An 18,878-nucleotide genomic window follows, 5' to 3' on the forward strand; every position below is an offset into this window, starting at 1 on the left:
TTCTTTGGGAATAACCAGAGTTCGGCCGGACCAGCTTCCGGCCGGGCCATTGCAGACGATGTGGTCCTTGTCTCTTGAATGGATGCTGCTGGCACTGCTGGTGTTCTGGGCCGTCGGCGCATACAACCGGCTGGCCCGGCTGCGCAGCGGCTGCGTGCAGCAGTTCGGTACGCTCGATGCATACCTGGGCCAGTGGCATGCCATGCTGCAGGCCTTCGAGGCACAGCCCAAGGGCGAAGGCCAAAGCCCCGCCCTTGTGCATGCCCAGGCCGCGCTGCACCAGACCGCCGCGCAGTTGCAGGCGGCGCTGGTCGATGCCCGTGGCCGGCCGCTGCGCGAGAGCGCGCTGGCCTCGCTGGAGCATGCCTGCTCGGCGCTGGAGGTGGCCTGGCAGGCCATGACCAAGGTCGCCGTTGACACCGGCACCGGCGCCGCTGGCACTGGCGCTGCGCCATCAGATGCCCCGTCGCCGGACCCCGATCCGCTGCAGCCCTGGCAGCAGCGCTGGACCGAGCACCAGGTGCGCAACCGCCTGGGACTGCAGCAATTCAACGCCGCGGCCGAGCGCTACAACGCCGCCATCGCGCAATATCCGGCCAGGCTGCTGGCCTGGCTGCTGGGCTTTCGCCCGGTGCGCAGCCTGCTGGTCGAACCTGCGCCCAGCAAGGTGCAGGAAAGTGGAACATGAACCAACGCACGCATTCTTCCCCGCGCCGCGCTGCGGCGCCCTCGCAGGCGCATGCCGCACCGGCCGCACCTCCTCTTTGGCAGCAGCTCGACGCCGTCGCCCAATGCCTGCAGGCCGTGCTCGAAGGCCAGTCCAGCCGCAGCGTGCTGGCGCGTGTGCCGCAGCCGCTGCGTCCCGGCGTGCAGGCCCTGCTGTTCCAGGTGCTGCGCCAGCTGGGCCGTGCCCAGGCGCTGCAAAAGCAGTTGGCCTCACGCAACCCGCCGCCGCGCGTCAGCGCGTTGCTGAACACCGCCCTGGCCCTGGCCTGGGATGAATCTCGCGCGCCATACCCGCCGTTCACCCTGGTCAACCAGGCCGTGGAAGCGGCCAAGCAGGGGCCGACCCGCGCCCAGTCCGGCTTTGTCAACGCCTGCCTGCGCCGCTTTCTGCGCGAGCGCGATGCCCTGGTCGCCGCCACCGAAGCCCAGCCGCAGGCGGTCTGGAACCATCCCGCCTGGTGGATTGCCCGCCTGCGCAAGGACCATCCCGATCACTGGCAGGCCATCCTGCAGGCCAACAACGAGCAGCCGCCGATGACGCTGCGCGTCAATCGCCAAAGGGCAGACCGCGCGCAGTACCAGGCGGCGCTGCAGGCCATGGACGTGCCATCGCTTGCCGTGGCCGACAGCGGCCTGCAACTGCAGCAGGCCTTGCCCGTGCAATCCCTGCCGGGCTTCGACCAGGGCCTGGCCTCCGTGCAGGATGCGGCGGCGCAACTGGCCGCACCGCTGCTGCTGCAAGGGCTGGAGCAGCCCGCCGGCCGAGCGTTGCGGGTACTTGATGCCTGCGCCGCCCCCGGTGGCAAGACGGCCCACCTGCTGGAATACGCAGCGCCGCAGACCCTGCAGGTCACGGCGCTGGAGATAGACGCCGAGCGCGCCGCGCGCATCGAGGACACGCTGGGAAGGCTGCAGTTGCAGGCGCAAGTGGTCGTGGCCGATGCGTCCCAGCCTGCGCAGTGGTTCGAGGCGCAATGCGGCGGCCAGCTGTTCGACGCCATCTTGCTGGACGCGCCCTGCACGGCCTCGGGCATCGTGCGGCGCCAGCCCGACGTGCGCTGGCTGCGCCGCGAAAGCGATGTGCACCAGCTGGCCCAGATCCAGTCCCGGCTGCTCGACACCCTGTGGCCCCTGCTGCAGCCTGGCGGGCGCCTGCTGTACTGCACCTGCTCGGTCTTCAGGCAAGAGGGCGAGGCACAGGTTCAAGCGTTTGTTGCACGCAACAGTGAGGCGCGAACACTGCCGGCGCCGGGGCATTTAATCCCGGGCAAGGACTACAAAGCCGGCATGCTGGCTGACAATGCTTTGGGTGACCACGACGGCTTCTTCTACGCCTTGCTGCAAAAGACGCGCTGACCCCCGTCCCCGGACCAGGTCGCCAGCCTGGCTGCGCCTGCTGGCGCGGCTGGCCGGGACACTTGTGCTGGCCGCCGTGCTGGCCGGCCTGGGCCTGCAGGCCAGGGCCGATGCGCTGACCGCCGAGATCGGATCCATGCAGCTCGAGCGCTCCGACGATGGTCTGCTGCTGTCCGCCAATCTCCAGTTCGAGTTGCCCTACCAGATCGACGACGCGCTGCGCCAGGGCATTCCCATGTACTTCGTGGCCGAGGCCCAGGTCCAGCGTGAGCGCTGGTACTGGTCCGATCAGCAACTGGCCACCGCCAGCCGCCACTACCGCCTCAGCCACCAGCCGCTGACACGCCGCTGGCGCCTGCACATCTCCAATACCCCCTTCTCCAGCGCCGGGCTGGGGCTGGCCCTGGGCCAGACCTTCGAGACCCTGGAAGATGCGCTGTCCTCCATGCGGCGCATCTCGCGCTGGAAAATCATGGACACGGCACCCACGCAGTCGGGTGTCTCGGTGCAGCTGCGCTTTCGCATCGACCTGTCCCAGCTGCCAAGGCCGTTGCAGATCGGTGCGCTGGGCCGCTCTGGCTGGAACCTGCAGCTGTCGCGCGCCCAGATGCTGGAAGACGCGCCATGAACCGGGACACCGACGCCGACGAACGCATGGCCCTGCCGGCCTCGGCCGGCCTGTCGCGCGGCACGCGCTGGGCCGTGGGCGTGGGCGCCGGTCTCATGGGGCTGGTCGGCGTGCTGCTGCTGTTCCTGCTGACTCTGGCCACCAACAACCGGCTGGACTACGAGCGCAACTACAACTGGCTGTTCGCCGCCAACGTGGTCGTGGCCGGCCTGCTGCTGGCCATCCTGGTCTGGGGCGGCATCCGCCTGGCCATACGCCTGCAGCGGGGGCGCTTCGGCAGCCGCCTGCTGCTCAAGCTGGCCGGCATCTTCACGCTGGTGGGACTGGTGCCGGGCCTGCTGATCTACATCGTTTCCTACCAGTTCGTCTCGCGCTCCATCGAGAGCTGGTTCGACGTGCAGGTCGAGGGTGCGCTGTCGGCAGGCGTGAGCCTGGCCAGTTCCACGCTGGAGACCGTGGCCAACGACATGGCCAACAACACGCGCACCGCAGGCGCCCAGCTGTCCCAGGTCTCCGATGCGGGCGCCGCGCTGATCCTGGAGCGCGTGCGCGACCAGTTGGGTGCCACCGATGTCGTGCTGTGGAGCGCCTCCGAAATCGCCGTCGTGGGTCCGGCGCCGGTGCCGCGCAGTGGCGAGCTGGCTGGCTTGCGCGCGGTTGCCAGCGCAGGCCAGTCGCGCTTCAACCTGCAGCCCGAACGCCCCAGCGCGCAAATGCTGCGCTCGCTGCGCGAGCAGCGCGCCGTGGCCAGCATCGAAGGACTGGACGACGACGGCACGGCCCAGCCGGGTGCCACAGCGCCGAATGCCCAGGTCCGCACGCTGGCCGTGGTTCCCAACCCCAGCGTGGGACTGCTGACCGAGCCGCGTTATTTGCAGGCCACCATTGCACTGCCGCAGGCGCTGGTGACCAACGCCCTTGCCGTGCAGGCCGCCAACCGCGAATACCAGGAGCGCGCGCTGGCACGCGGCGGCCTGCAGCGCATGTACATAGGCACGCTTACGCTCAGCCTGTTCCTGGCGGTCTTCGGCGCCGTGGTGCTGGCCATCGTGCTGGGCAACCAGCTGGCCAGGCCGCTGCTGCTGCTGGCCCAGGGCATGCGCGACGTGGCGCGCGGCGACCTGCGGCCCAAGCCGGCGCTGCAGACGCGCGACGAGATCGGCGGGCTCACGCGCTCCTTCGCGCTCATGACCCAGCAACTGGCCGACGCGCGCGCCGAAGCCAACCGCAGCATGGGCCAGCTCGATGCCGCACGCGGCAACCTGCAGACCATCCTCGACAACCTCACATCGGGCGTCATCGTGCTGGACGCGCGGGGCGCCATCGTCCTGAGCAATCCCGGGGCCACGCGCATACTGCGCGCGCCCATGGCCGTCCATGAAGGACGGGCTCTGTCCCAGGTGCCGGGGCTGGAGCAGTTCGGCGAAGTCGTGCAGGAGCAGTTCGCGCTCTTCCTGGGCGAGCAGGGGCGCGATCGCTGGCAACTGGTGCATGAGCTGCATGCCTCCACCGATGGCGGCGTCATCCAGCACACCACCACCCTGGTCATGCGCGGTGCGGAACTGCCCGATGCGCAGCGGCTGCTGGTCTTCGACGACATCTCCGAGATCGTCTCGGCCCAGCGCGCCCAGGCCTGGGGCGAGGTGGCGCGCCGCGTGGCCCATGAGATCAAGAACCCGCTCACGCCCATCCAGCTGTCGGCCGAGCGCATGGCCATGCGGCTGACCGACAAGCTGCAGCCGGCTGACCAGGCGCTGCTGGCCAAGTCCGTCAAGACCATCGTCGATCAGGTCGGCGCCATGAAGCGCCTGGTCGATGAATTCCGCGACTACGCGCGCCTGCCTGCCGCCAATCTGCAGTCGCTGGACCTCAACGCGCTGGTGACCGACGTGCTACAGCTGTACGGTGAAGAGAACGCCGAAGTGCGCGTGGAGTGTGTGCTGGACCCGCAATGCCCGCCGATTTCCGGCGATGGCCAGCAACTGCGCCAGGTCATTCACAATCTTTTGCAGAATGCCCAGGACGCCACGGCCCAGCGTGCGCAGGAAAGCGGCCAGCCCCCCGGCCCCGTGACCATAGAGACGCGCTGGAACGAGTCCACGCGCCGCGTGCGCCTGAGCATCAGCGACAGCGGCACGGGCTTCGCGGCCAACATCCTTCAACGGGCCTTCGAGCCCTATGTCACGACCAAGGCGCGGGGCACCGGACTGGGCCTGGCCGTGGTCAAGAAAATCGCAGACGAGCATGGCGCCCGCATCGACCTGGGCAACAGGGACGACGGCGGGGTGATTCAAGGTGCGCAAGTGTCGCTATCATTTGCGCCTGAGCGTACAGGATAGGCCTGACGCCCCCCCGCGCCTCAGCACATAGGCTTAAGACACATGGCAAACATACTGGTGGTCGACGACGAACTGGGGATCCGGGATTTGTTGTCGGAAATCCTCAACGACGAAGGTCATAGTGTGGACGTGGCCGAGAACGCCGGCCAGGCGCGCACGGCGCGCGCCTCCAACACCTACGACCTCGTGCTGCTCGACATCTGGATGCCCGACACCGATGGCGTATCGCTGCTCAAGGAATGGGCCTCGGCGGGCCAGCTGACCATGCCGGTCATCATGATGAGCGGCCACGCCACCATCGAGACGGCGGTGGAGGCCACGCGCATCGGTGCGCTGTCCTTCCTGGAGAAGCCCATCACCATGCAGAAGCTGCTCAAGGCGGTGGAGCAGGGCCTGGCGCGCAATGCCGCCAGCCAGGCGCCGGCTGCAGCGCCTGCCGCAGTGGCCGAGCCCGCCGACATCGCAGCCGTCGTCACGCCTGCGGCCAGCCGTGTGCCGGTGGACAACAACGTGCCGCATGCACACCAGGGTTTCGATCTGGACCGCCCCCTGCGCGAGGCGCGCGACGGTTTCGAGAAGGCCTACTTCGAGTTCCACCTGGCGCGCGAAGGCGGCTCCATGACCCGCGTGGCCGAGAAGACCGGCCTGGAGCGCACCCACCTGTACCGCAAGCTGCGCCAGCTGGGCGTGGACCTGGGCCGCAACAAGCGCGGATAGACTTTTTGAAGGAATTTTGGCTTTTTCGTTTTTGGGTCAAAAAATCCTGCATATAATCTAGTTCTCGGCCCGGTAGCTCAGTCGGTAGAGCAGAGGATTGAAAATCCTTGTGTCGGCGGTTCGATTCCGTCCCAGGCCACCAGATACAGTGAAAAAGATTACGGACTGCTTCGCAAGAAGCAGTCCGTTTTTCTTTGTGCCTCAGGCAATGCGTGATCCTGCCTGTGCGGCGGCTGCGGCCGCCTTCAGTCGTTCGCGCCCGCAATCGTCACCAGCAGCACGCAGCCCTGGTCGCCGCGCGCGTGCACATCGTGCAGCTCGCCGGCAGGCACCAGCACCACCGAGCCGGCCACCAGCCGCAGGCTTGCCAGGCGCGTGGCAATGCCGGCCTCGCCCGCCAGGCAGTGGATGGTGGCCTCGCCGGGGACCTGATGGCTGGGCAGGGCATGGCCGGGCGGTAGCACCAGGCGCAGCAGCTGCAGCTTCGGCGTTCGGATCAGGCTGGTGCTGATGGGCATGCCGTCGCGGGCGTGCAGGGCGATGACCTCCAGTGGCTTTGCGTGTTCGAGTGCCATGCTTGGCTCCTGCTTGATGTGGGTCAGAAGGTGGTGCCGCAGCGGCCCCGCCCGCGCGCCTGAAGATGTACGCTGAATACATCTTATGCAGGCGCACGGCGGGCCGGAAGGAGTGCACATCATGGCGCAATGGATGGAGCTGGAGGAACCCCTGAGAACCCGGGAGCCGGCGCCGCAATGGACGGCATTCCTCGAATTGGGATTTCGGCCGCTGTACCTGCTGGGCTGCCTCTGGGCCGCGCTGTCGGTGGCGCTGTGGGTCCATGCTCCGCAGTGGATCGCGGGGCGCATGCCCGGCGTGTTCTGGCATGCACACGAGATGCTGTGGGCCTTCGTGGCCACCATCGCCGTAGGCTTTCTATTCACGGCGGGCAGCAACTGGACAGGGCGCAACCCCCTGCAGGGCCGGGCATTGGGCGCGCTGTGCCTGCTGTGGCTGGTGGCCCGCGCAGGCTTCTTGCTGCCGGGGCCGCAGGCCTTTGCGGTCGCCGCGCTGTGCGAGACGGCCTTCTTCTGCTGGGCCGCGCTGGCGCTGGGCCGTGCCATTCAGGTGGCGCGCAGCCGGCGCAACTACGGGCTGCCCCTGCTGCTGGCCGGCCTGGGCGCGGCCGATGCGCTGTACCTGTGGTCCATCTGGCAGGGCGACTACGGCGCGCTGATGCAGCGCTTCAACGCAGGCCTGCTGTGCATGGCCGTGATTGCGCTGCTGATCGCGCGGCGCGTGATCCCCTTCTTCGCCATGCGCGCAGTGTCCGGCCTGCAGATCCCCATGCACACGGCCAGCGGCCAGTGGCAACTGGGTGCGGGCGTGGTGGCCATCGCCTGCCTGCTGGCGGGCTGGTGGCCGGGCCTGGCCGCCGGCCTGGCCGTGGCGGGCGTGATCGCCCTGTGGCAGGTGCTGGCCTGGAAGCCCCAGGCCGTGCGCCGCGTGCCGCTGCTGTGGATTCTCTACCTGGGCCACGCGGCGCTGGGTGCGGGCCTGCTGGTGGCCGGCGCGCATGCGGCCGGATGGGTGCTGCGCCCCGCCTGGCCCGTGCATGTGATCGGTGCGGGCAGCTTTGCCCTGCTCATCATCGGCATGTGCACACGGACGTCGATGGGCCACTTGGGCCTGCCGCTGCGCACCGACCGCAGCATGGTCGCCGCCTATGCCCTGGTCATTGCCGCTGTCGTGCTGCGCCTGGCGGCCCTGCTGCCCACGGCGCTGTCGCTGGCGGCGCTGCATGCCTCGGCCGCTGCCTGGGTATTGGCCTTTGCGCTGTACCTGTGGCGTTTCGCCCCGCTGCTGGTGCGCCCGCGTGCCGACCGGCAGGCATGATCGCAGGCCTGCCATGCGCCTGACTCTGATGACCGACTACGCGCTGCGCCTGCTCATGCATGTGGCGCGCCACCCCGGACGGCTGTGCACGATTGCCGAGATCGCCCAGGCCCATGCCATCTCCGAAGCCCATCTCATGAAGGTCACGCACCAGCTGGCGCTGCGCGGCTGGATCGTGACCGTGCGCGGCAAGGGCGGCGGCATGCGCCTGGCCCATGCGCCGGCCGACATCGGCCTGGGCGACGTGGTGCGCGGCATGGAGCCGGACCTTGCCATCGTCGAATGCTTCACGGGCACCAGCCCACCTGCCTGCACGCTTGTGCAGGACTGCCGGCTGGCCGGCGTGCTGGGCGGGGCGCTGGACAGCTTCCTGGCCCATCTGGACGGCTTCACGCTGGCCGATCTGATGCCGGCTCCCGCATCCCTGCCGCTGCCCCTGCCCCTGCCGCACAGGAGGCGCGCATGAGCTACGGCCTGCTGCTGACCCTGCACCTGCTGGCTGCCATCGCCTTCGCGGGTACGGTGTTCTTTGAAGTGGTGCTGCTGGCCGGGGCGCGCCGCCACCTGCCCGCCATCGTGGCGCGCGCCACCGAGCAGGCGCTGGGCGACCGAGCGGTGGCCGTCATGCCCTGGGTGCTGCTGGTGCTGTACGGCGCGGGGCTGGGTCTGGCCTGGCAGCATCGCGCGGCACTGGCTGCAGCCTTTGCCGCTCCGCTGGCCAGCAGCTTCGGCCTGCTGCTGGCGCTCAAGATCGGGCTGGCGCTCAGCGTGTTCGGACATTTCCTGGCAGCCATGTGGTGGCGCCGGCGCGGTGTGCTGGGCGGGCGCCGCTCGCACCGCCTGCACCTGAGCGTGTTCTGCCACATGCTGGCCATCGTGCTGCTGGCCAAGGCCATGTTCTACCTGCATTGGTAATGGACCCGCGCGGTCCCGGCCCGTGTCAACCGCGTTAAGCTCGCTGCTCGCATGGCTTGGAGCACGGGAGCGCAGAGGTGGCATCGCATTGGCAGCCGGGCTTGATCGCCCTGCACGGTAATCAGACGGAGGTGCTGGCCGATACGGTGCTGGCATGGCTGGCTGCGCACCCGCTGGACGTGCTGGAGCCGGAGGTGGTGCTGGTGCAGAGCAACGGCATGGCCGAGTGGTTCAAGATGCGCATGGCCGAGCAGCTGGGCGTGTGCGCCGCCGCGCGCGTGGAACTGCCCGCGCGCTTTGTCTGGCGCAGCTACCGCCAGGTGCTGGGCCGCCAGGCCGTGCCGCGCGAATCGCCGCTGGACAAGACACCCATGACCTGGCGGCTGATGCGCCTGCTGCCGCAGTGCCTGCATGACCCGGCCTTCGCCCCCATTGCAGGCTTTCTGCGCCCCGGCGAGCCCGAGCGGCTGCTGCAGCTGGCCCAGCGCCTGGCCGACCTTTTCGACCAATACCAGATCTACCGCGCCGACTGGCTGGACGCCTGGGAGGCCGGGCATGACGTGCTGCCCATGCCCTTGCGCCCTGGTGTGGCGGACGCCTCGGTGCCCGAAGGCCAGCTGTGGCAGCCGCGCCTGTGGCGCGCCGTGCTGGCCGAGCTGGACGAGGACCAGCGCGGCGCCACGCGCGCGCGCCTGCAGGGACGGGTTCTGGCCGCGCTGCAGTCGGGCGAAGCGCCGGCCGCGCCGCTGGCGCGCCGCGTGGTGGTGTTCGGCATCAGCCAGCTGCCGCTGAGCCTGCTGGAGTTCCTGGCCGCCATTGCCCGCCACAGCCAGGTGCTGCTGGCCGTGCCCAATCCCTGCCGCTTCCATTGGGCCGACGCCATCGACGGGCGCGAGCTGCTGCGCATGGCGCGGCGCCGCCAGCCGCTGCGCGGCGGCCGCGACCTGGCGCAGCTGCCGCTGGAGGCCATGCATGCCCACGCCCATCCGCTGCTGGCCGCCTGGGGCCGGCAAAGCCGCGACTATGTGCGCCAGCTCGACGCCTTCGACACCACGGGTGCCGCAGCCCAGCTGCAGATGCCGCGCGTGGACCTGTTCGACGAAACCGATGCCGAGGACCTGCGCACCGCGCCGCTGCTGGCCCAGGTGCAGCAGCGCATCCGCGACCTGGTGCCGCTGGCCGAGCACCCGCCGCTGGAGGTGGCGCGGGCCGACCGCTCCATCGTGTTCCACAGCGCGCACAGCGTGGTGCGCGAGCTGGAGGTGCTGCACGATCAGCTGCTGCAGATGCTGGCCCGGCCGACCGATCCCGGGCAGCCGGGGCAGGCACCGCTGGCACCGCGTGACGTCGTAGTCATGCTGCCGTCCATAGAGACCGCCGCGCCCTCGATACGCGCCGTGTTCGGCCAGTACGGCAGGCATGATCCGCGCCACATTCCCTTTGACATTGCCGACCTGGGCGCACGCGCCAGCAGCCCGCTGGCCGTGGCCCTGCAATGGCTGCTGCGCCTGCCGCAGCAGCGCTGCCGGCTCAGCGAGCTGTGCGACCTGCTCGATGTGCCGGCCATCGCCGCGCGCATGGGTCTGGCGGCCGACGACCTGCCCCAGCTCACGCGCTGGATGGCGGGGGCCGGTATCCGCTGGGGCCTGAATGCACCGCAGCGCCAGTCGCTGGGCCTGCAGGCCTGCGGCGAGCACAACAGCGCCTGGTTCGGCCTGCAGCGCATGCTGCTGGGCTATGCCAGCGGCGTGGCGCAGGACGGCCAGGCCTTCGGCGGCATCGAGCCCTATGACGAGGTGGGCGGCCTGTCGGCCGAGCTGGCCGGCGTGCTGGCCGCGCTGCTGGAGCGCATGCTGGCGTGGTGGCGCGAGGCCGAGCAGCCCGCCATGCCCGAGGCCTGGGCGCAGCGCTTTCGCGCGCTGCTGCAGGACTTCTTCAAGGCGCAGGACGATGAGGACGAGGCCATGCTGGCCGCACTGGACGCCGCCCTCACGGACTGGCAGCGCGCCTGCGAGCAGGCCGGCTATGCGCAGGCCGTGGAACTGGGCGTGGCCCAGGAGGCCTGGATGCAGGCGCTGGAGCAGCCCTCGCTGTCGCAGCGCTTTCGGGCCGGTGGCGTGACCTTTTGCACGCTGATGCCCATGCGCGCCATTCCCTTCGAGGTGGTCTGCCTGCTGGGCATGAACGATGGCGACTATCCGCGCCGCGCCACGCGCAGCGACTTCGACCTGATGGCGCTGCCCGGCCAGCAGCGCCCCGGCGACCGCGCGCGCCGCGACGATGACCGCCAGCTCATGCTCGAAGCCCTGCTGTCTGCGCGCCGCGCGCTCTACATCAGCTGGACCGGCCACCATGTGCGCGACAACAGCGAGCAGCCGCCCTCGGTCCTGGTCTCCCAGCTGCGCGACTACCTGGAGGCCGGCTGGCGCGGCGAAGGCGGCCAGCCGCTGCTGGCGCAGCGCACGCAGCAGCACCCGCTGCAGCCCTTCAGCCGCCGCTATTTCGAAGAAGGTTCGCCGTGGACCACGTATGCGCGCGAATGGCGGGCCGCGCATGCGCAGTCTGACGGCACGGACGCGTTGCCTGCGCTGCCCGCGCAGCCGCGCCCGCCCTTTGTCCCGGACGCCTCGGCGCCGCTGACGCTGGCCCGGCTCACCGATTTCCTGCGCCACCCGGCGCGCGCCTACCTGCGCCAGCGCCTGCAGGTGCGCTTCGAGCAGGAGGACAACCCGGTCGTGGACGAGGAGTTGTTCCAGCTCGACGGCCTGACCGAATACCTGCTGGTGCAGCAGTTGCAGCAGCAGGTGGCGGCCGGCCTTTCCGAGCCCGGGCAGGCGCCCCAGGCCATGGAAGACAGCGTGCGCGCCGCCGTGGCGCGCCTCACGCGCTCGGGGCGGCTGCCGCTGGCGGGGCTGGGCGAGCGCGGCGCGCGGGCGCTGCAGTCCTCGGTCACGCCTTCGCTGCGGGCCTGGCGCCAGCAACTGGATCGGTATGCCCATCCCGCGCCGCGCAGGCGGCTGCTGATCGAGGACGATGGCCTGGTGTTCGACGACTGGATCGACGGGCTGCGCCAGTCCTGCGAAACCGAAGAGCCCCCCGAGGCGGACGACGCACAGTGCTGGCTGCTGCTGGACCCGCGCAACCTGCTCAATGCCAAGGGCCGGCCCCATGCCGACAAGCTCATGCCGGTCTACCTGCGCAGCCTGGCGCTGGCCGCCAGCGGCTCGCAGGCCGAGTTGCGCGTGGTGGCGCGCGACGGCCTGGTGCAGGTCCTGCCCATGGACCCTTCCGAAGCGCTGGCACGGCTGCGTGCATTGATGGCCCTGTGGCGCGAAGGCCAGAACGGCCCGCTGCCCCTGCCGCTGCGCAGCGGCCTGGCCATGGCCGAAGGCTTTCCCGCTGCGGCCCAGCAGGCCTATGAGGGCGGTCATCTGGTCGGCGGCGAAGGCGAGGACCCGTCCTGGGCACGCTGCTACCCGGACTTCGAACGGCTGAGCGCCGATGGCCGTTTCGAGGCCCTGGCCCATGCCGCCCACGCGCCGCTGCTCGACTGGGTGGCCGCGCAGGTGCAGGTCCAGCCCTACCAGGCGGATGCACCATGAGCACCAGCGAAGTGACCGGCGACGTGACCAGCCATGTGCTCGATGCACAGCGTTTTCCGCTGTGGGGCAGCCGCCTGATCGAGGCCAGCGCCGGCACCGGCAAGACCTGGACCATCGCTGCGCTCTACCTGCGCCTGGTGCTGGGGCATGGCGAGGGCAGCCTGGACGGCATCAGCAGCACGGCCTTCGAGCGCCCGCTGATGCCGCCCGACATCCTTGTCATGACCTTCACGCGCGCGGCCACGCGCGAGCTGTCCGACCGCATACGCAGGCGCCTGATCGAGGCCGTGCAGTGCTTTCGCGGCGAGGCCGAGCCAGCGCCCCACGACGCCTTCCTGCACGCGCTGCGCGAGGCCTACCCTGAAGGCGCGGCCCGCGAGCGCGCGGCCTGGCGCCTGGCCATGGCGGCCGAATGCATGGACGACGCGGCCATCCACACCATCGACGCCTGGTGCCAGCGCATGCTGCGCGAGCATGCCTTCGACAGCGGCAACCTCTTCGACGAAACGCTGGAGCCCGACGAAAGCCAGCGACAGACCGAGGCCGCGCAGGACTACTGGCGCCAGCAGTGCTACCCGCTGTCCGACGAGCTGCTGGACGAGGTCCTGAAGATCTGGCCCCACGTCGGTGCCCTGGTCGATGACATGCGCGCCCTGCTGCGCGAGCCCCCCGTGCCCGGCGCGGGCGAGGGCAGCCTGGCCGACTGCCTGCAGCGCGCCACGGAGCAGCGCCGCAGCCGCCTGCTGGCCCTGGCGGCCGGCTGGGACGACAAGGCACAGCGCCTGCAGTTGTGGCTGGATGGACAGCTCGACGGCCATGGCGCGCTGTGGGACAAGCGCAAGCTGCAGCCCGCGCGCTACACCGGCTGGCTGGCCGCGCTGGCCGACTGGTCGCGCGCGCCGCTGGACGGCCCGCTGGCGCTAACCGAGGCCGCGCGCCACCGCCTCAGCCCCGAAGGCCTGGCCGAGGCCTTCAAGGGATCGGCCGGCGATGTGCTCATGCCGCTGGAGCTGGCCGAGTTGCAGGCGCTGCTGGTGCAGCTGGAGCAATTGCCGCCCGTCAGCGTGGCCGTGCGCCTGCATGCGGCCGCGCGCGTGGCGCAGCGGCTGGCTCACCTCAAGCGCCAGGCCGGCAGCTTCGGCTTTGCCGACATGCTGCAGCGCCTGGACACGGCCCTGGCCGGCGACAACGGTGCCGTGCTGCGTGAGCGCATCCTGGCCCAGTACCCGGTGGCGCTGATCGATGAATTCCAGGACACCTCGCCGCTGCAGTACCGCCTGTTCGACCAGATCTACCGCACCGCGGCCAACGACCCGCACAGCGCCCTGCTGCTTATCGGCGACCCCAAGCAGTCCATCTACGGCTTTCGCGGCGCCGACATCCACAGCTACCTGCAGGCGCGCCGCGCCACCGAGGGGCGCCACTACGTGCTGGGCACCAACTACCGCTCCACCGAGGCGCTGGTGGGCGCCGTCAACCATTGGTTCGCGCAGGCCGAGCAGCGCCCGGGCGAGGGCGCCTTCATGTTCAGGCGCGGCAGCCACAACCCGCTGCCGTTCGAGCCCGTGGCCGCCCAGGGGCGCAGCGAGCAACTGCACACGCGCGACGGCGCCATGCCCGCCCTCACCGTGGCCTGGAGCGCGGGCCGTGACGAGGACACCGGCATCCCCCTGCCTTTGTCGGCCGACGAGGTACGGCGGCGCTTTGCGGCCCATTGCGCCGAGCAGATCGTGCAGTGGCTGGCCGACCCGCAGGCCGGCTTTGTGCAGCCCGATGGCCGCCTTGTGCGCCTGCGGCCTGCCGACATCGCCGTGCTGGTGCGCACGGGCCGAGAGGCGGCCGCCGTGCGCCGCGAACTGCAGGCGCGCGCCGTGGCCTCGGTCTACCTGTCGGACCAGGATTCGGTGTTCGCCAGCGACGAGGCCCATGACCTGCTGTACTGGCTGCGCGCCGTCGCCGCGCCGCTGGACGCCCAGGCCGTGCGCGCGGGCCTGGCCACGCGGCTCATCGGCCTGTCGCTGGACGAGCTGGCCTGGCTGGCCGCCGACGAGGAAGCCTTTGACGCGCGCAGCGAGCAGCTGCGCGAACTGCACAGCATCTGGCTGCGCCTGGGCGTGCTGGCCATGCTGCGCCAGACCCTGTACCGGCTGGACCTGCCCGCGCGCTGGCTGCAGGACCCGGCCCTGGGCGGCGAGCGGCGCCTGACCAACTACCTGCACCTGGCCGAGCTGCTGCAGACCGCCAGCGCCCAGCTGGAGGGCGAGCAGGCCCTCATCCGCTGGCTGGCCACCCAGATCGAGGCGCCGGGCAGCGGCAGCGAAGAGCAGGTGGTGCGCCTGGAAAGCGATGCCGACCTGGTCAAGATCGTCACTGTGCACAAGAGCAAGGGCCTGGAGTACCCGCTGGTCTGCCTGCCGTTCGCAGGCAGCTTCCGCCCCATGGAGCGGGCCAGGACGCCGTTCCTGACCCTGTCCGCGCAGGAGGGGGTGGAAGACGATGCCGCCCCGGCCCGCCGATTGCTGCTGGACTTCAGCGACGAAGACCTGGCCCAGGCCGACCGCGAGCGGCTGCGCGAGGACCTGCGCCTGTTCTACGTGGCGCTCACCCGCCCGCGCCATGCGCTGTGGCTGGGCTTGGCCCCGCTCAGGCGCGGCAACGGCAAGGCCTGCGTGAACGAGCAGGGCGCCGCCGGCTACCTGCTGGGCGGCACCGAGCCGCGCTCGGCCCAGGGCTGGCTTGACGGCCTGCGACAGCTGTGCGGAGAAGACCCGCACATGGCCTGGCGCGATCTGGACGCCGAGCCGCTGCAGCGCACGCGCTGGCAGCCGCCGGACGCTGCCACGCCGCTGCACGATGCCCGGCCCTACGAGGCACGCTTCGACACGCGCTGGGGCATCGGCAGCTTCTCTGCCCTGGTGCGTGCCATGGCCGCGCCCAGCCTGCCCGTGCTGCCCGTGGCCGTGCAACGCCCGGCCGAGGATGAGCAGGCGCTGGAGCCTCCGCCATCGCCGGAACTGGCGGACATCGCCGGCCTGGCGGGCCTGCAGCCCCTGCAGAATGGACCGGCCGGCGGGCCTGCGGTCTGGCACCGCTTTCTGCGCGGCCCCGTGGTCGGCAACTTCGTGCACGACCAGCTGGAATGGCTGGGCGGCGAAGACTTTGCCCTGCCCGTGGACGGCCAGGGTGCGCTCGCTGATCGCCTGGTGCGCCGCTGCGAGCGCGCGGGCCGGGGCGAGCAGGCGCGCGACCTGCTGGCCTGGCTCACGGCCGTGGTGCACCAGCCGCTGGCGCCGCTGGATGTGACGCTGGCCACGCTGGGCCCGCAACTGTCCGAGATGGAGTTCTGGCTGCCCGCGCGCCAGCTGCCGGCCGAGCGCATCGACCAACTGTGCCGGCGCTTCATCCTGCCGGGGCAGGAGCGGCCCGCGCTGCCCCAGCGCTCGCTGCACGGCATGCTCATGGGCTTCGCCGACCTGGTGTTCTGCCACGAGGGCCGCTACTGGGTGCTTGACTACAAGAGCAACCACTTGGGCCCGGACGGCGCCGCCTACGGCCAGGAGGCCCTGGCCCGCGCCATGCTCCACCACCGCTACGACGTGCAGGCCGCGCTCTACCTGCTGGCCCTGCACCGGCTGCTGCGCAGCCGGCTGGGCACGGCCTACGAGCCGCAGCGCCAGCTGGGCGGCGCGCTGTACTACTTTTTGCGCGGCATCGATGGCCCGGCCGGTGGCATGCATGCCATGGCGCCCGAGCTGCCCCTGCTCGATGCGCTCGATGAACTGCTCGGTCCCGGCCGCGCCAACGCGGAGGAACTGCCATGAGCCCGCGCCCCCGTTCGCGCACCATCGATACGGCCACGCTGGACCTGTTCGATGAACGGCCGGGCGGCGAACCGCCGGGCGGCAAACCGCCGGGCTCCGTTCCGCCAGACACCAATGAAGTGCTGGCCCTGCTGCGCCGCTGGGCCGACGCGGGCCTGCTGCGCCGGCTGGATGCGGCGCTGGCTTCCTTCGTCGCCGGGCAGGATGCACAGGCCGGGCCCGCCTTGCTGGTGGCCGCCGCGCTGCTGGCGCAGATGGAGGGGCGCGGCCACAGCTGCCTGCCCCTGGCGCCGCTGGCCGGCCACCCCAACGACGTGCTGGCCTGGCCCGCCGAGGTGCTGCCCGCGCAGCAGGCCCTGTGGCAGATGCTGCCTGCGCGCCTGTCCGGCTGGGTGGCGGCGCTGGGTGCCAGCCCCGTGGTGCGTGTGATCGGCGACGCGGGCCAGGATGGCAGCGAGGACCTCGGCCAGCCCCTGGTGCTGGCCGGCGCAGACGGCCCCGCGCCGCTGCTGTACCTGCGCCGCTACTGGGACTACGAACGCGCCGTGGCCACCCACGTCATCCAGCGCACGGCGGCGCAGGCCGTGGCCGGACAGCCGCTGGACGAAGCCCAGGCCCGGCGCTGGCTGGACCGGCTGTTCCCGCCTGTGGCGGACGGTGGCGCCGTGGACTGGCAGAAGCTGGCCTGCGCGCTGGCGCTGCGCGGCCGGCTGTCGGTGATCACGGGCGGCCCCGGCACCGGCAAGACCTATACCGCCGCACGGCTGCTGGCCCTGCTGTTTGCCACGGCGCCCGACGCCGGCCAGCTGCGCGTGGCCCTGGCCGCCCCCACGGGCAAGGCGGCCGCGCGCCTGAAGCAATCGATCGACGGGGCCTTGCTGCAATTGCAGGGCAGCATGGGCGGCGAGATCGACCTGGCGGGCCTGGTGCAGCGCATGGGTGCGGCGCGCACCCTGCACTCCATGCTGGGCGCGCGGCCCGATACGCGGCACTGGGGATTCCATGCAGGGCGGCAGCTGGACGTGGACGTGCTCATCGTCGATGAGGCCTCCATGGTCCACCTGGAGATGATGGCGGCGCTGCTGGAGGCACTGCCGGCCGGCGCCCGCCTGGTGCTGCTGGGCGACAAGGACCAACTGGCTTCGGTGGAGGCGGGCGCCGTGCTGGGCGACCTGTGCCGCGATGCCCAGGCCGGGCGCTACCTGCCCGACACGCTGGACTACGCACTGCGCGTGGCCGGCCAGCGGCTGCCGCCGCAGTTCGCGGCGCCCGACGGCGATCGTGCGCCAGCGCTGGCGCAGCACACCGTCATGCTGCGCGAGAGCCGGCGCTTCGGGGGCCCCATCGGCCAGCTGGCACACGCCGTGAATGCCGGTGAGGCGGTGAAGGCCCAGGCCCTGCTCGATGCCGGCACGCAAGCCGGCGCAGGTTCCGAGCTGTGGGAACGCCATGGCGGCGGCGTGCACGCCGTGACCGAACTGGCCGTGCACGGGCGTGGCGGTCTTGCCAGCTATGCCCTCTATGCCCAGGCGCTGCAGGGCCGGCCGGATGCGGCCGGCGCCGACGAGGCAGCGCACCGCGCCTGGGTGGTCGCTGTGCTGCAGGCCTTCGAGCGCTTCCGGCTGCTGTGCGCCGTGCGCGAGGGGGACTGGGGCGTGTCCGGCCTCAACCGGGCGGTGGAGCAGGCCCTGGAAGCGCAGGGCGCGATCCGCCGCAGCGGCGAATGGTATGCGGGCCGTCCCGTCATGGTCACGCGCAACGACGCGCAGCTGGGCGTGTTCAACGGCGACATCGGCATTGCGCTGCCGGGAGCGCACCAGGGGCAGCCAGGGCAACTGCTGCGCGTCTACTTCCTGCAGGGCGACGAATTGCGCTCGGTCGGCGTCAGCCGCATGGCCCATGTGGAGACCGCCTTCGCCATGACGGTGCACAAAAGCCAGGGCTCGGAGTTCGAGCACACCGCCCTGGTGCTGCCCTCGCGCGGCGGCAGCGTGCTGGGGCGCGAGCTGGTCTACACCGGCATCACGCGCGCCCGCCAGGCCTTCTCGCTGTTCTCCGAGGTGCCGGGCCTGCTGGCCTCGGCCGTTGGCAGCCCCACGCAGCGCGCCAGCGGGCTGCTGCGCTGGCTGCAGGACTGAGGCGGGCAGGGCGGCGGCTCAGGCCGGAGTCTTGTCGCTGGCGTAGCGGGACATCATCAGCGCCGTATTGGTCTTGCGGTCGGCATTGACCTGCTGCACCGTGGGCCGCTCGGCCATGCGCGCCAGGTACTCGCGCACGGGCAGGTCGGCCAGCACGTCGCGCCCGCCAACGATCTTGCTGGCCGCGCTGACCAGGGGCAGATGGACGATGGCGCAGCAGTCGGCCAGCGTGAAGCTGTCGCCCGCCACAAAGGGTGAGAAACGCGCGAGTTTGGCGAAGGCCGCCACGTTCTTGTCGAGCTGGGCCAGCGTGCGCTCCCGGGTGGAGTCGCTGACCTGGCCGCCGAAGAAGGCCTGCGGGTAGAGGATGCGCGCCACCAGCTCCAGGTGCAGGTCCAGGTACACGCACAGCTCGCGCACCTTGGCGGCCTCGAAGGCGTCGGCCGGCAGCAGGGAAGGGGAGGGCGACAGCGTCTCCACGTACTCGACCATGGCGGCCGACTCGCACAGGCCACGGCCGTCGTCGATGCGCAGGTACGGCACCTTGCCCAGCGGCGACAGTGCCATATCGGTCTCGCCCAGCCAGTCCAGTTCCTCGTTGAAGGGCAGCTGCTTTTCCAGCAGGGCCAGCTTGACCTTGTTGTAGTAGTTGCTGGCCGCGAATCCGCACAGGGTGAGCATGGGTGTCTCCTAGGGTGTTGGTGAGGGCTGGGGGATGCGCCTGCGATGGTAGGGGCGGGCAG

General features: G+C 70.8%; 13 protein-coding genes and 1 tRNA gene. 12 read left to right on the forward strand and 2 right to left on the reverse strand.

The window, feature by feature from the left end:
- Window positions 1-58 precede the first annotated feature (58 nt).
- From AAN986_RS02360 to AAN986_RS02385, 6 genes are all read left to right on the forward strand, one after another.
- Window positions 59-688 (forward strand): LemA protein, encoded by a 630-nt coding sequence (locus tag AAN986_RS02360; protein ID WP_046986640.1) that lies wholly within the window; start codon window positions 59-61, stop codon window positions 686-688.
- Complete coding sequence (gene rsmB / locus AAN986_RS02365; protein ID WP_047219498.1) at window positions 685-2,082, forward strand: 16S rRNA (cytosine(967)-C(5))-methyltransferase RsmB; 1,398 nt, start codon at window positions 685-687, stop codon at window positions 2,080-2,082. Before AAN986_RS02360 ends, rsmB begins: the two co-directional genes overlap by 4 nt.
- The gene (locus tag AAN986_RS02370) at window positions 2,027-2,710 is read left to right on the forward strand and encodes a DUF4390 domain-containing protein (protein ID WP_241150443.1); all 684 of its coding nucleotides are present in this window, start codon (window positions 2,027-2,029) and stop codon (window positions 2,708-2,710) included. Before rsmB ends, AAN986_RS02370 begins: the two co-directional genes overlap by 56 nt.
- Window positions 2,707-5,049: an ATP-binding protein gene (locus AAN986_RS02375; protein ID WP_016450396.1), complete on the forward strand. Its 2,343-nt coding sequence runs from the start codon at window positions 2,707-2,709 to the stop codon at window positions 5,047-5,049. Before AAN986_RS02370 ends, AAN986_RS02375 begins: the two co-directional genes overlap by 4 nt.
- A 42-nt stretch (window positions 5,050-5,091) precedes the next feature.
- On the forward strand, window positions 5,092-5,766 hold the full coding sequence (locus tag AAN986_RS02380) for a response regulator (protein ID WP_016450397.1): 675 nt from the start codon (window positions 5,092-5,094) through the stop codon (window positions 5,764-5,766).
- A 66-nt stretch (window positions 5,767-5,832) separates the two neighbouring features.
- Window positions 5,833-5,908 (forward strand) — tRNA-Phe (locus tag AAN986_RS02385).
- A 103-nt stretch (window positions 5,909-6,011) separates the two neighbouring features.
- On the opposite strand, the gene AAN986_RS02390 is transcribed toward AAN986_RS02385, so the two are convergent.
- Window positions 6,012-6,341, reverse strand: a complete 330-nt coding sequence (locus tag AAN986_RS02390) for a cupin domain-containing protein (RefSeq protein ID WP_012202449.1) — start codon at window positions 6,339-6,341, stop codon at window positions 6,012-6,014.
- Window positions 6,342-6,462: 121 nt separating this feature from the next.
- Between AAN986_RS02390 and AAN986_RS02395 the strand changes: the two genes are divergently transcribed.
- The 6 genes from AAN986_RS02395 to recD all read left to right on the forward strand — a co-directional run bounded on the left by AAN986_RS02395 (window position 6,463) and on the right by recD (window position 18,135).
- Entirely contained in the window at window positions 6,463-7,659 is a 1,197-nt protein-coding gene (locus AAN986_RS02395; protein ID WP_047219497.1) for an NnrS family protein, read from the forward strand.
- Window positions 7,660-7,672: 13 nt separating this feature from the next.
- Entirely contained in the window at window positions 7,673-8,125 is a 453-nt protein-coding gene (locus tag AAN986_RS02400; RefSeq protein ID WP_047219496.1) for an Rrf2 family transcriptional regulator, read from the forward strand.
- The gene (locus AAN986_RS02405; protein WP_047219495.1) at window positions 8,122-8,574 is read left to right on the forward strand and encodes a membrane protein; all 453 of its coding nucleotides are present in this window, start codon (window positions 8,122-8,124) and stop codon (window positions 8,572-8,574) included. Before AAN986_RS02400 ends, AAN986_RS02405 begins: the two co-directional genes overlap by 4 nt.
- Before the next feature lie 77 nt (window positions 8,575-8,651).
- Complete coding sequence (gene recC / locus AAN986_RS02410) at window positions 8,652-12,176, forward strand: exodeoxyribonuclease V subunit gamma (RefSeq protein ID WP_047219494.1); 3,525 nt, start codon at window positions 8,652-8,654, stop codon at window positions 12,174-12,176.
- Entirely contained in the window at window positions 12,173-15,997 is a 3,825-nt protein-coding gene (gene recB, locus AAN986_RS02415; RefSeq protein ID WP_047219493.1) for an exodeoxyribonuclease V subunit beta, read from the forward strand. The genes recC and recB overlap by 4 nt, the downstream gene beginning before the upstream one ends.
- A complete protein-coding gene (recD, locus tag AAN986_RS02420; RefSeq protein ID WP_082138161.1) occupies window positions 15,994-18,135 on the forward strand; it encodes an exodeoxyribonuclease V subunit alpha in 2,142 nt (713 codons plus the stop codon). Before recB ends, recD begins: the two co-directional genes overlap by 4 nt.
- Before the next feature lie 18 nt (window positions 18,136-18,153).
- Here recD and AAN986_RS02425 read toward each other — a convergent pair whose 3' ends face one another.
- Window positions 18,154-18,816, reverse strand: coding sequence for a glutathione S-transferase (locus tag AAN986_RS02425; protein WP_034397932.1), 663 nt, complete (start codon window positions 18,814-18,816; stop codon window positions 18,154-18,156).
- Between the last annotated feature and the right edge of the window lie 62 nt (window positions 18,817-18,878).

Origin of the sequence: Delftia sp. DS1230, from assembly GCF_040112715.1 — a bacterium.
GTDB classification, from domain to species: Bacteria; Pseudomonadota; Gammaproteobacteria; order Burkholderiales; family Burkholderiaceae_C; genus Comamonas; species Comamonas tsuruhatensis.